At 66.1% G+C, this 11,844-nt stretch carries 14 protein-coding genes; 2 read left to right on the top strand and 12 right to left on the bottom strand.

Going from position 1 to position 11,844, the window contains the following annotated elements:
- Positions 1 to 70 precede the first annotated feature (70 nt).
- The 12 genes from V7D81_RS00750 to V7D81_RS00695 form a co-directional block, all read right to left on the bottom strand.
- A complete protein-coding gene (locus tag V7D81_RS00750; protein ID WP_324313823.1) occupies positions 71 to 523 on the bottom strand; it encodes a hypothetical protein in 453 nt (150 codons plus the stop codon).
- 4 nt (positions 524 to 527) lie between these two features.
- Positions 528 to 1,103: an RNA polymerase sigma factor gene (locus tag V7D81_RS00745; RefSeq protein ID WP_324313822.1), complete on the bottom strand. Its 576-nt coding sequence runs from the start codon at positions 1,101 to 1,103 to the stop codon at positions 528 to 530.
- Between the two features lie 117 nt (positions 1,104 to 1,220).
- Complete coding sequence (locus V7D81_RS00740) at positions 1,221 to 1,934, bottom strand: sulfite exporter TauE/SafE family protein (RefSeq protein ID WP_324313821.1); 714 nt, start codon at positions 1,932 to 1,934, stop codon at positions 1,221 to 1,223.
- Positions 1,931 to 2,077: a cbb3-type cytochrome oxidase assembly protein CcoS gene (ccoS, locus tag V7D81_RS00735; RefSeq protein WP_324313819.1), complete on the bottom strand. Its 147-nt coding sequence runs from the start codon at positions 2,075 to 2,077 to the stop codon at positions 1,931 to 1,933. Before ccoS ends, V7D81_RS00740 begins: the two co-directional genes overlap by 4 nt.
- Positions 2,074 to 4,626: a heavy metal translocating P-type ATPase gene (locus V7D81_RS00730; RefSeq protein ID WP_324313818.1), complete on the bottom strand. Its 2,553-nt coding sequence runs from the start codon at positions 4,624 to 4,626 to the stop codon at positions 2,074 to 2,076. The genes ccoS and V7D81_RS00730 overlap by 4 nt, the downstream gene beginning before the upstream one ends.
- Positions 4,623 to 4,808, bottom strand: a complete 186-nt coding sequence (locus V7D81_RS00725) for a hypothetical protein (RefSeq protein ID WP_324313817.1) — start codon at positions 4,806 to 4,808, stop codon at positions 4,623 to 4,625. Before V7D81_RS00725 ends, V7D81_RS00730 begins: the two co-directional genes overlap by 4 nt.
- Complete coding sequence (ccoP, locus tag V7D81_RS00720; protein ID WP_324313816.1) at positions 4,805 to 5,695, bottom strand: cytochrome-c oxidase, cbb3-type subunit III; 891 nt, start codon at positions 5,693 to 5,695, stop codon at positions 4,805 to 4,807. Before ccoP ends, V7D81_RS00725 begins: the two co-directional genes overlap by 4 nt.
- On the bottom strand, positions 5,692 to 5,847 hold the full coding sequence (locus V7D81_RS00715; RefSeq protein WP_324313815.1) for a cbb3-type cytochrome oxidase subunit 3: 156 nt from the start codon (positions 5,845 to 5,847) through the stop codon (positions 5,692 to 5,694). The genes ccoP and V7D81_RS00715 overlap by 4 nt, the downstream gene beginning before the upstream one ends.
- A complete protein-coding gene (gene ccoO / locus V7D81_RS00710) occupies positions 5,840 to 6,472 on the bottom strand; it encodes a cytochrome-c oxidase, cbb3-type subunit II (RefSeq protein ID WP_349257584.1) in 633 nt (210 codons plus the stop codon). Before ccoO ends, V7D81_RS00715 begins: the two co-directional genes overlap by 8 nt.
- Before the next feature lie 12 nt (positions 6,473 to 6,484).
- Positions 6,485 to 7,963: a cytochrome-c oxidase, cbb3-type subunit I gene (gene ccoN, locus V7D81_RS00705; RefSeq protein ID WP_324313812.1), complete on the bottom strand. Its 1,479-nt coding sequence runs from the start codon at positions 7,961 to 7,963 to the stop codon at positions 6,485 to 6,487.
- Between the two features lie 240 nt (positions 7,964 to 8,203).
- A complete protein-coding gene (locus V7D81_RS00700; RefSeq protein WP_324313811.1) occupies positions 8,204 to 8,833 on the bottom strand; it encodes a response regulator transcription factor in 630 nt (209 codons plus the stop codon).
- Positions 8,834 to 8,882: 49 nt separating this feature from the next.
- A complete protein-coding gene (locus V7D81_RS00695; protein WP_324313810.1) occupies positions 8,883 to 9,650 on the bottom strand; it encodes a sensor histidine kinase in 768 nt (255 codons plus the stop codon).
- 146 nt (positions 9,651 to 9,796) lie between these two features.
- Between V7D81_RS00695 and V7D81_RS00690 the strand changes: the two genes are divergently transcribed.
- Complete coding sequence (locus V7D81_RS00690) at positions 9,797 to 11,311, top strand: hybrid sensor histidine kinase/response regulator (RefSeq protein WP_324313809.1); 1,515 nt, start codon at positions 9,797 to 9,799, stop codon at positions 11,309 to 11,311.
- A 163-nt stretch (positions 11,312 to 11,474) separates the two neighbouring features.
- A partial coding sequence (locus V7D81_RS00685) for a Tex-like N-terminal domain-containing protein (RefSeq protein ID WP_324313808.1) occupies positions 11,475 to 11,844 on the top strand: 370 nt, incomplete at its 3' end.

The raw sequence follows: 11,844 nt of genomic DNA, 5'->3' as shown, positions 1-11,844 counted from the left end.
GGCCAGCAGTTGCCGGCTGCGATGCCCGAAAGAAAACGACGATGCGATGGGAAAGGCGAGCGTATTCATTTCAGCGATTCGCATAGAGGGTCCGATAGGCGGCAGCGCCGATGCCGAACAGGGCGATGTACGTGACGGCCATCACGGCGATGGCGCCGTAGATCCAGACCGACGGGATGTTGTGAGCGATGAACGAGAAGGCCCCGGCCGTCGCTTTGACGGAAGCGGCGGCCGGCGAGAGATCCGATTCGATGCCGGAAATCGTCGATGCCGAGCGGCCGAACAGCCATTCGGTGGCGCGCACGGCGAGGCTGCCGAGTGCGACGCAGGCGGCCAGGAACAGGATGCGCACGATGGCGGGCCAGTCGCGATAGCTCGACTGCCACCAGGGCCTGGCCGCGCGACGTTCCAGTTCCGCGAACACGCGGGCTTCGAGCGATGCCGGCGCGCGGCGCGGCGGCAGGTCCCGCAGCACGGCGTCCGTGAACTGCTCGAGTGACTGATGGTCGGGTGTGTTGCTCATGGTGTTACGACTGCAACGCTGCGCTGCTGAGTTCGCTGCGGCCGAGGGCTTTCGCCAGGGCGGCGCGCGCGCGATGGATGTCCACTTTCACCTTCGCCAGCGAAACGCTCAGCTTCGCGGCGATTTCCTCATAGGGCATTTCTTCGAAGTGATACAGCACCAGCGGCAGGCGCTGGTGATCGGGCAACTTCTGCAGGGCCTGCTCGATGAGGCCGCGGCGGCTTTCGAGGTCGAGGTCCGCCAGCAGCGTTTCGGGCGCGGCGAATTCGACGTCGGGCGTGTCGTCCTCGGCATCCGCGGCGCGCATCTCCGAGAAGAAGCGCCAGCGTTTGCGATAGCGCGAGGCATGGTTGAGCGACAGGTTGGTCGCAACGGTCTTGAGCCAGCCGCCGGCGGTAGGGCTGGCGCTCAGGTGGGAAAAGTTCTCGAAGGCCTTGAGGAAGACTTCCTGGGCAATGTCTTCGGCCTGCGCGTCGTTGGCGACGATCCGCGCGGCGGTTGAAAAGACCATGTCCTGATAAGCACGCATGAAGCCTGCAAACTCTCCGGAACGCTGCGGATTCCAGCCTGGTTTAGCCACGGTTGAATGTCGTCGTTTATGGCCAGAACCCGGCGCCGGACCGGAAGTTACAGGAACGTGTCGCGGCGGCTCCCCGGCAGATTCTGACCAGCGGGGCGGGGTGGGGTAAACCCCTGCTCAGCAGTCGAAGGGCAGCATCCCCGACAATCCCGGGACCGCATGAACCAGCCACGGGCCCGCCAGCGTCAGAGCCGCGCTGACCAGCAGGATCGACCCGGCCGCCTGCCGCGCCGCCGGTCGGGCCGCCGCCGCCGCCAGACGCGGTGCCCCGAGCGCCGCAGCAAACAGCGCAGGCGCCGTGCCGAGACCGAAAGCCGCCATGATCGCGGCGCCGCGCACCGCATCGAACTGCAGCGATGCCATGACCAGCACCGTGTAGACGAAGCCGCAGGGCATCCATCCCCACAGCGTGCCGAAGGCGAAGGCGCGCGGCAGCGTGGCGACGGGCAGCAGCTTGCGGCCGAGCGGAGCGAGTTTCGACCACCAGCGATGGCCGATGCCGAAACCCGGATCGCGCACGCGGCCCAGCACCACCAGCGCGGCGAACAGCAGGGCAGCGGCGGAGAAGGCGCGCAGTGCGATCCGTATGGACTCGATGTCGAGCAGACGGACGACGCCGCCGAGAACACCGCCGAACAGCAGGCCCGCCAGCGTGTAGGAGGTGACGCGTCCGAGCTGGTAGCCGAACAGCAGCGTCGGTCGCGGCCGGCCGGCGGCGTTCTTCGCTGTCGCCAGGCTCAGCGCCGAGGAAATGCCGCCGCACATGACCACGCAGTGCCCGCTGGCGGCGAGCCCGAGCAGCAATGCAGCGGTCAGGGTGAGGGCGTTCATGGGCGCGGCAGATCGTCGAGCGGCGTGAGCCCCGGTGTGTCCATGTCGTCGAACTGATCGTTGTCGACGGCCCAGAAGAACGCGACCGCAGCACCGATCAGCAGCGCGATGGACAGTGGAATGATGACGAGCAGGACGTTCATGCAGCCTCCGTGCGCAGCAACGCCGCGCTATGGGGCGCGTGCTTCGTTGCGGGCTCGCGACCGATCCGCAGCGCGTTCAGCACGACGCACAACGAACTCAACGACATGCCGATGGCCGCGAGCCACGGCGGTACGAAACCGAGGGCAGCGATCGGCACGGCCGTCAGGTTGTAGACCAGTGCCCAGCGCTGGTTCTGCTGCACGATGGCGAGCGTCTGGCGTGCGAGCGTGCGCGCCGGCGCCAGTGCATCGAAGCGTTCGACGGTGAGCACGATGTCGCTGCTGGCCTGCGCGAGTTCCGCTGCGGTGGAGAGCGATATCGCCACGTCCGCACCGGCGAGAACCGGCGCATCGTTCACGCCATCGCCGACGACGATCACGCGTGCACCCGCGGCGCGCAATGCGGTGAGCCGATCGAGCTTGTCCGACGGCAACTGTCGTGCATGCCATTCCGTGATGCCGAGTTGTGCGGCGACTTTCGTCACCTTGGCTTCGGCGTCGCCGCTGGCGATGAGGACGGTCAATCCCTGCGCCTTCAGTGCGTCGACGGTCGCCCGCGCGTTCGCTCGTAACCGCTCGTCGAGGCGGAAGGCGGCGATCGGGCCGTGATCGTCGGCGAGTACGACGCAGTCGTCATCGATGCCGCCGGCATTGCCGGATAACGCGAAATCAGGACGGCCCAGCCGCAGCGTGCGTCCGGCGATGCAGGCGCTGATGCCCAGGCCGGCATGCGCGATCACATTGCAGTTCTGACCCCTTCCCCCGCTTGCGTGGAGGAGGCTTTGCGGGTGGGAAGGTCGGGATGGGGGTAAACCGCTGGCAGCGGTGCCTGCTTCGCCCCCTCCCTGGCCCTCCCCCGCAAGCGGAGGAGGGGAAAGAGGAGAGTCCCAGGCAGCGGCAATGGCGCGTGCCGAGGGATGACGGCTTTCGCGCGCCAGCGATGCGGCCAGGCACAGCGCTTGTTCGCGCGAGACGCCGAAAGTCTGCACGGCTGCGAGCGCCAGCTGCGGTTCGGTCAACGTACCGGTCTTGTCGAACACCACATGCGTGGCGCCCGCGAGCGCTTCGATCGCATCGGGCTTGACGACCAGTACGCCGCGCCGCGCCAGCACTGCCAGGACGCGAGTGATGGCTGCCGGTACGGCCAGCGCGAATGCGCAGGGACACGAAACCACCAGCACCGCAAGCGACGCTGCAAAGGCACGCGAAGGATCGAAGAAACTCCATGCCGCGGCGGTGAGTGCGGTCACGGCGAGGATGCGCGCGACCAGCCGCGCCGCAGCGCGTTCACCAGCGCGTGCGAGCCGCGGACGCTGCGTCCGTGCGCGTTCCACCAGCGCGGCGATGCCGGCGAGTGTCGTATCGGCACCGACCCGCGCAACGCGCAGATCGACCGGGCCATCGATCAGCAGGCTGCCTGCAATCAGCATCGCGCCGCGTTGGCGGACGACCGGCAGCGATTCGCCGCTCAGCAGCGATTCGTCGACCCGGCAGCGTTCGTCCAGCAGCGTGCCGTCGGCAGGTACGATGCCGCCATCGACGACGTGCACGACATCGTCGACCCGCAGTTCGTGAATGCCGACGCGTTCCAGCGCGGCATCGGCGCGCCGACGTTCCGCGAACGGTGGAGTGAGTCGGGCGAGCGCGTCCGTCAGATCGCCGGCGCGATGCCGTGCGCGCATTTCGATGTAGCGGCCGGTGAGCAGGAAGAACACGAACATCGATACCGAATCGAAGTACACGTGCACGCCGCCCTGCAGCGCCTCGATCAGGCTGGCCGCATAGATGATAGCGATGGCGGCGGCCACCGGCACGTCCATGCCGAGCTGGCGCGCGGCGAGCGAGCGCGTCGCTCCGGCGAAGAAGGGGCGCGCCGAATAGAAGACCACCGGCGTCGCGACGAGAAAACCGAGCCAGCGAAACAGTTCGTGCGTGCCGGCCGCCGTATCGTCGCCGCCGAAGTAGAGGACGGCGGCGTACATCATGGACTGCATGCTGCCGAATCCGGCCACCAGCAGGCGTTTCATGGCCGCGCGCGATTCGCGCCGGCGTACGTCGTCCAGTGCCCGCGCATCCAGCGGCTGGGCGCGATAACCGGTTCGTGCGAGATGGTCGAGGATCTGCGGCAGTCCGATGCGTGCGTCGTTCCAGACCACGCGAGCCCGCTGTGCAACGGCGTTGACCTGCACCGACATCATGCCGGGGAGACCGCCCAGCGCGCGTTCGATCAGCCACACGCAGGCCGAGCAGCGTATGCCTTCGACCAGCAGCATGGTTTCGCGACGGCCGTCGCCGAGATCGCGCACGACATGACGGGCGATCTCGGCGCGCTGCCAGTCAGCCGTGCTGGCGGCGACTTCGGGCCGCGGCGCCGACTGGGTACGCAGACGGTAGTAGTCGCCGAGGCCGATCTGCTGGATCCACTCCGCAGCGGCGCGACATCCCTGGCAGCACATCGTGCGTGTCTCGCCGCCGATGCGCGTGTGTATGACGACGTCTGCGGGCACCGGTTCGCCGCAATGCCAGCAGGCGTTGTCGCGGATCGTCATGACGAAGCGGGATCGCGTGTCGTCGGCATCTTCAGCAGCCGCTCGCTGCCGACCGGCATCGGTTCGTCGGAATACTGCGACGCCAGCACGATCATGCCGATGCAGCCGGCGAGCGAGGCGCCGAACAGCACGATGCCGAGCCACAGCACCGGCACGCGATACCAGCGCATCGATTTGTTCATGTCGATCCCTGCGAGTGCAACCACGCAGCGATCATGCGCACCTGTTCCTCGCCGAGTCGATGACGCCACGCGGGCATCACGCCGCTGCGGCCGTGCTCGATGCTGGCGGCGACGCTGGCGAAGTCGTTGCCGTAGAGCCAGACGCTGTCCGTGAGATTCGGCGCGCCCAGCGCAGGATTGCCGCGGCCGTCGGCGCCATGACACGCCACGCAGATCGCTTCGTAGCGCGTCTTGCCGGCGGCGACCCAGTCGGCCGGCGCTTTCACTCCGCTCAGGCTCAGCACGTAGGAGGCGACCTCCTTCACTCCTTCATGGCCGAGCGCCGGACCCCACGGCGGCATGGCGCCGGTGCGGCCATCGAGAACGCTGGCCATCAGCGTGCCTTCGCCGTACAGCCAGTCGTCGTCGACCAGGTTCGGCGCGCCGATCGACGGATTGCCGAGTGCGCGCGTGCCATGACATGCCGCACAGTTGTCGAGGAACAGTCGTTCGCCGAGCGCGCGTGCATTGTCGTTGCGCGCGAGTTCCTCGACGCTCAGCGAACTCAGCGGCTGCAGCGTCGCTGCGAGCTTCGCATCGTTGACCTGCGTGTCCTGCAGCCACTCGCTGGCCGACGTCCAGCCGAGTCGCCCCTGGTAGCTGCCGAATCCCGGATACAGCGCCAGGTACGCGAAGCCGACGATGAACATGCCCGCCGAGAACAGCACCCACCACAGCGGCAATCTGCGCACGCCCTCGCGCAATACGCCGTGTGCCCAGACGTGGCCGGTCGTGCCATCGGAGCGGGTCGGAATCTTGAGGCGCTGCGCCCACACGAACAGGAACAGCGTGATGCCGAGGTTCAGCACCACCAGGAACATGACCCAGCCGGACCAGAAGCGGCTCATCGTGATTCATCCTCATCATGCATGGGCAGGTGCGCCAATGCGTCGAAGTTCTTGCGGTGATGGGGCAACCACGCCCAGACCCAGATGCCGATGAACGTCAGCGTGAGCACGACGATGAACACGCCGATGACGTGACCCCACAGCTCATTCATGGCCGGCTTCCTTCGCTGCGACGTTGTACACGCCGAGTCCCTGCAGGTAGGCGACGAGCGCGTCGAGTTCGGTCTTGTCCTTGACCGCTGCCGGCGCGGCGGCGATCTCCTCGTCGCTGTACGGATCGCCGAGGAACTTCAGCACGCGCATGCGGGCCTGGATGTCTTCGCCGTCGAGTTCGCGTTCGGCGAGCCATGGGTAGTTCGGCATGTTCGATTCGGGCACGACCTGGCGCGGCGTCAGCAGGTGCAGTCGATGCCAGTCGTCCGAGTACTTGCCGCCGATACGCGCGAGATCGGGGCCGGTGCGTTTCGAGCCCCACTGGAACGGACGGTCGTACACCGATTCGCTCGCGGCGGAGTAGTCGCCGTAGCGCTGCGTTTCGAAACGCAGCGTGCGCACCATCTGCGAGTGACAGGCGTAGCAGCCTTCGCGCACGTAGACGTCCTTGCCGGCGAGCCGCAGCGGATCGTAGGGCTTGAAGCCCGGCGCCGGCTCGACGGTGTGCGCCTTGATGAACAGCGGCGTGATTTCGGCGAGGCCGCCGATCGACACCATGAGGGCGATCAGCGCGCCGAGCAGGCCGGCGTTCTTCTCGATCTTTTCCAGGTACTTGTACTGCAGCGGCATGATGGCTTACCCACGGGCCGGCAGCGGCGCCGGCACCTGGTCTTCGACGGGTTCGGGAATTTCTTCGGGGATCGGCACCAGGATCGGCTTGATCTTGTTGGCGCGCGCAGCGGCGGCCGTGTGCCAGAGGTTCCACGCCATCACCACCATGCCGCCGAGCACCAGCAGGCCGCCCAGGAACCGGATCGCGTAGTACGGCTTCACGGCGATGAGGCTGGCGAGGAAGCTGTAGGTCAGCGAGCCATCGGGATTGGTGGCGCGCCACATCACGCCTTCGGTGACACCGGCCGCCCACATCGCGAGCACGTACAGCACGAGGCCGGTGGTGTGCATCCAGAAGTGCAGTTCCATCGCCTTGCGCGAATGCATCGCCGGGCGATCGAGCGCCCGCGGCGCCATCGCATACAGCGAGCCCATCGTGATCATCGCCACCCAGCCGATGGCGCCCGAGTGCACGTGGGCGACGGTCCAGTCGGTGTAGTGCGAGATCGAATTGACCGACTTGATCGCCAGCATCGAGCCTTCGAAGGTCGACGCGGCGTAGAACACCAGCGACAGCACCATGAACTTGGCGGCCGGATCGGTCTTGAGCTTGTCCCACGATCCATTGAACGTGAGCAGGCCGTTGGCGGCCGAGCCGAGACTCGGCATCAGGAGGATCAGCGAGAACGCCATGCCGACCGACTGCACCCAGTCGGGCAGCGCGCTGTAGAGCAGGTGATGCGAACCCGCCCACATGTACACGGAGATCAGCGCCCAGAAATTCACGATCGAGAAGCGATAGCTCCACAACGGCTGCTGGGCCTGGCGCGGCACGAAGTAGTACATCATTCCGAGGAAGCCGGCCGTGAGGAAGAACGCCACCGCGTTATGGCCGTACCACCATTGCACCATCGCATCGACCACGCCCGAGTAGATCGGATAGGACTTGGTCAGCGACACCGGCACCGCCAGATTGTTGACGACGTGCAGCAGGCCGACCGCGATGATGAACGCGCCGTAGTACCAGTTGGCGACATAGATGTGACGGATGCGTCGGCGTGCCAAGGTCGCGAAGAACACCACGCCGAACGAGACCCACACGACTGCGACCAGCAGATCGATGAACCATTCGGGTTCGGCGTATTCCTTGGACTGCGTGATGCCGAACGGCATCGTCGCCATGGCGAGGAAGCAGGCGAGCTGCCAGCCCCAGAACGTGAACATCGCGAGCTTGCCGAGTGCCAGGCGCGTGTGGCCGGTGCGCTGCACCACGTAGTAGCAGGTGCCCATCAACGCCGAGCCGCCGAAGGCGAAGATCACGCCGAAGGTGTGATTGGCGCGGATGCGGCTGAACGTCAGCCACGACACATCGAAGTTGAGCGCCGGCCATGCAAGCTGCGCGGCGGCGAGTACTCCGATGAACATCCCGACGATGCCCCAGACGGCGGCACCCAGCAGGAACAGGCGAACGATGTGATCGTTGTACGTTTCCGATTTCGGCATGGCTTCGAAGTGTTTTTGCGCGGCAGCAGCAAGGTACCGCGCGCACGCGCGGCGCCCATTAAGGAAAGTCCGAGAATTGCTGCGGGTAAGCACGCAGAAGCGCGTGCTGCAGGTCACACCTGCGGGTCAGGCTTGCAGGTCAGGCTGCAGGTCAGGCTGTAGGTCAGGCTGTAGGTCAGGCTTCAGCCTGACTCCTTGAATCCCAAAGGCCGGCTGAAGCCGGCCCCACAGGAAGAAAAATCAGGTGTTCTCGCCCGTCAGCATCATGTGCATCTTCACCAGATGTGCGATGGACCGCGCGCCCATCTTTTCCATGACGTTGGCGCGATGGATTTCCACGGTGCGTTCGCTCAGTCCCAGGTCGATGGCGATGACCTTGTTGGCGCGGCCGTCGACGACGAGCTTGATGACGTCCTGCTCGCGCGGCGTCAGCGATTCGAAGCGGCGGCGGATGTCGGCGTGGCGTTCGATCAGTTCGCGGTTTTCGGCATCGAGCTTCAGCGCGGCGTTGATGCGGTCGATCAGATCCTGATCGCGGAACGGCTTCTGCAGAAAATCGAAAGCGCCGTGCTTCATCGCCTGCACGGCCATCGGCACGTCGCCATGCCCGGTGATCATGATGACGGGCAGCATCGAGCCGCGGCTGTTGAGCTGCTGCTGCACTTCCAGGCCGCTCATTTCCGGCATGCGAATGTCCAGGATCAGGCAGCCGGGACGCGCCGGATCGAACTGCTTCAGGAACTCCGTGGGGCGCGCATACGCGGCCGTCGCATGACCGATGGTGCTCAGGAGCGCTTCGATGGCGCGGCGCATGCCGTCATCGTCATCCACCACGCAGATGAGCGGTCCGTTCTTCTTGTCGACTTTCATGGACGAAGAATCGCAGATCTGCAGCGGACAGAAAACCCGGGCGCGTTTTCTACGGAGCGGCGGGGGCCGGCAGACGGATCCAGAAGCGCGTGCCGCCGGCGGGAACATCGTCGAAGCCGATCGTTCCCTCGTGCGCCTCGACGATGGCCCGGCTCGATGCGAGGCCCAGCCCGGTGCCGGAGGTCTTGGTCGTGAAGAACGGGCGGAAGATCTGTTCGCGGGCGGTGGCAGGTATGCCGGGGCCGGAGTCGGTGACCGATATTTCGATGCCGTAACGGGTCGATGTCACGTCGATGTCGACGCTGGCCCGTGGCTTGCCGCCGCCGAGGCTCGCCGCCTCGATGGCGTTCTGCGCCAGCGTGAAGATGACGTGCTGGATGCGCAGGGCATCGATCTCGATGCAGGGCAGTCCATGCGCGACATGCAGATCGAGCTGCACCCCGGTGCGCGTGGCGAGCGTGTCGAGCAGGGGAAACAGCTCGTAGATCAGATCGCCGATGGCGTGGGGCGTCTTCTGCCGCGCCTCGCGATTCACCAGCAGGCGCATGCGGCGGATGCCTTCGGCCGCGGTCATGGCCTGCGCGCTGATCTGCTGCAGCACGTCGATGGCCTGCGGCAGCATGGGATCGGCGCGATCGAGCATGCGCTGGCCCGCCTGCGCGAACGTGGTGATGGCGCCCAGCGGCTGGTTGATCTCATGCGCCATGCCGCTCGCCATTTCCTCGAGTGCTGAGGCGCGCGTGATTTCCAGCAGGCGTTCGAACATCGGCCTGGCGACGTTGTCCCCGCGGCGGACGGGGAGGGGTAACCGGTTCATGCGTTGGTCCATGGGCGCAGAATGATTGAGGGATTAGCCTGCCGGAGGGCGCACGGACGGCACACCGCGAGATCCCCTCATCCGGTTGCGCCTGCCCCTTAATGCGCAGACGGCGACCGCAGCGTCGCCATGCAACAATGTATGTCATGAATCCAGCCGATGAAATCACCCGGCAGCTGCTGCGCTATTCGCCGGACGCCATGATCGTGGTCGATGCCGGCGGCGTCATCCGTTTTGCCAACGAGACGGTGCGCGACCTGCTGGGATACGAGCCGGCGGATCTCATCGGCAAGTCGATCGAGACGGTCGTGCCCGAGCGCCTGCGCGACCGGCATCGCACGCACGTGGCGGGCTACATGCGGGCGCCGCGCAATCGCGAGATGGGGGTGAGCATCGCCGACCTCGCCGCGTTGCGGGCGGACGGTACCGAGTTTCCTGCGGCCATTCGTCTGGCGCATTTTCACGTCGGCACCGAACCGTTCGTCGCAGCCGCGATCCGCGACATGACGGACCGCCGTCGCATCAACGAGGCGCTGGTCTCGGCGCGCGAGGAGGCCGATCGCGCCAATCGCGCCAAGAGCCGCTTCCTCGCCTCCGCCAGTCACGATCTGCGGCAGCCGTTGCAGACGGTGCGGCTCCTGAACGCCTCGATGCTGCGCATGGTCAGCGATCCCGACGTGGGGGCATTGCTGAAGCGTCAGGAGCAGGCGATCGACAGCATGACGCGCCTGCTGAACGGCCTGCTCGATGTCAGCCGGCTGGAGTCGGGTGCCATCGATCCGCAACTCGGCGATGTGCGTCTGGAACAGGTGCTGAACGAACTGCGCGCGCAGTTCGAGCCGCTGGTGCGTGCGCGCGGACTGTCGCTGCAGGTGACGACGGCGGATGTCGTGCTGCACACGGATCGCACGCTGTTCACGCAGCTGCTGGAGAACCTGCTCGGCAATGCCGTGAAATACACCGACAGCGGCAACATCGCACTCACCTGTGAACTGACCGCCGAAGCGCTGCACATCGATATCGAAGACACCGGCATCGGTATCCCGCAGGACAAGATCGAACATATTTTCGACGAGTACTACCAGGTCGATTCCAGCGGCACCCGCCGCGCCGGCGTCGGGCTGGGGCTGGCGATCGTTCGCGAAGTGTCGCGCCTGCTCGGCTATGCGGCGGAAGTGAAATCGCAGGTCGGCGTCGGCACCTGGGTTCGCATCACCATTCCCCGCATCCATCTGGCGATGCGCGACGCGGTCGTCGATACGCAGGTCGCGGTTCGTTCGGCGCGCCGGCCTGGACGCACGCGTCTGGTCCTCATCGAGGACAACGAGGGCGTGCGGGTGGCCACGCAGCTCTTCCTGCAGCTCGAAGGCTACGAGGTGACGACCGCGGGATCGGCGCGCGAGGCGCAGCGGCTGGTGGAATCGCTGCAGGGCGATGAACTGATGATCGTCGACTACCACCTCGACGGCGGTCAGACCGGGCTGGAACTCGTGCATGCGGCGCGGCAGCGCCAGGGCACCGACATTCCGGCCGTCGTGCTGAGCGGCGATCTGCCGTCGGTGATGCGGGTACTGAAATCCCCGATTCCGCGCTGCCGCTTTCTCAGCAAGCCCGTCGATACCGAGGCGTTGCTGCAGGCGATTGCGGAGCTGGCGCCGTGAGTCTGGTCTTGTGTCTTTCTTACTGTGGGGCCGGCTTTAGCCGGCCTCCGAGTCAGGCTGAAGCCTGACCCACAGGAAGAATCGCATTTGGCAAGTCTTGTTGCCCGGGAAGGCGTTCTGCATAGTTCGCGTCCCTCGCAACGACCGTGCCGACTGACGCTTCATGCTGCCGCCCATCGAATCGCGCATCGCCGCCGAACTCTCCGTCAAACCCGTCCAGGTGGCCGCCGCCGTCGCGCTGATCGACGAAGGCGCGACCGTGCCGTTCATCGCGCGCTACCGCAAGGAAGCGACCGGTGGACTCGACGACGCGCAGCTGCGCACGCTGAATGAGCGCCTGACCTACCTGCGCGAACTGGAAGAGCGGCGGGCCACGATCCTGAAGAGCATCGACGAACAGAAGAAGCTGACGCCGGAACTGCGGGCGAGCATCGAAGCGGCCGACAGCAAGCAGCGCCTGGAAGATCTCTACCTGCCGTACAAGCCGAAGCGGCGCACCAAGGCGCAGATCGCGCGCGAGGCGGGGCTCGAGC

Source organism: Povalibacter sp., from assembly GCF_036735925.1.
In the GTDB taxonomy this organism is placed as follows: Bacteria; Pseudomonadota; Gammaproteobacteria; order Steroidobacterales; family Steroidobacteraceae; genus Steroidobacter.
The sequence above is the reverse complement of the archived record's forward strand: the minus strand, read 5'-3'. Positions and strand labels throughout refer to the sequence as shown.

Excerpts from the sequence above, each read along its gene's own strand:
- V7D81_RS00750 (WP_324313823.1), bottom strand. The coding sequence starts at position 523 with ATGAGCAACACACCCGACCATCAGTCACTCGAGCAGTTCACGGACGCC.
- V7D81_RS00740 (WP_324313821.1), bottom strand. The coding sequence starts at position 1,934 with ATGAACGCCCTCACCCTGACCGCTGCATTGCTGCTCGGGCTCGCCGCC.
- ccoS (WP_324313819.1), bottom strand. The coding sequence starts at position 2,077 with ATGAACGTCCTGCTCGTCATCATTCCACTGTCCATCGCGCTGCTGATC.
- V7D81_RS00730 (WP_324313818.1), bottom strand. The coding sequence starts at position 4,626 with ATGACGATCCGCGACAACGCCTGCTGGCATTGCGGCGAACCGGTGCCC.
- V7D81_RS00725 (WP_324313817.1), bottom strand. The coding sequence starts at position 4,808 with ATGAACAAATCGATGCGCTGGTATCGCGTGCCGGTGCTGTGGCTCGGC.
- ccoP (WP_324313816.1), bottom strand. The coding sequence starts at position 5,695 with ATGAGCCGCTTCTGGTCCGGCTGGGTCATGTTCCTGGTGGTGCTGAAC.
- V7D81_RS00715 (WP_324313815.1), bottom strand. The coding sequence starts at position 5,847 with ATGAATGAGCTGTGGGGTCACGTCATCGGCGTGTTCATCGTCGTGCTC.
- ccoN (WP_324313812.1), bottom strand. The coding sequence starts at position 7,963 with ATGCCGAAATCGGAAACGTACAACGATCACATCGTTCGCCTGTTCCTG.
- V7D81_RS00700 (WP_324313811.1), bottom strand. The coding sequence starts at position 8,833 with ATGAAAGTCGACAAGAAGAACGGACCGCTCATCTGCGTGGTGGATGAC.
- V7D81_RS00695 (WP_324313810.1), bottom strand. The coding sequence starts at position 9,650 with ATGAACCGGTTACCCCTCCCCGTCCGCCGCGGGGACAACGTCGCCAGG.
- V7D81_RS00690 (WP_324313809.1), top strand. The coding sequence starts at position 9,797 with ATGAATCCAGCCGATGAAATCACCCGGCAGCTGCTGCGCTATTCGCCG.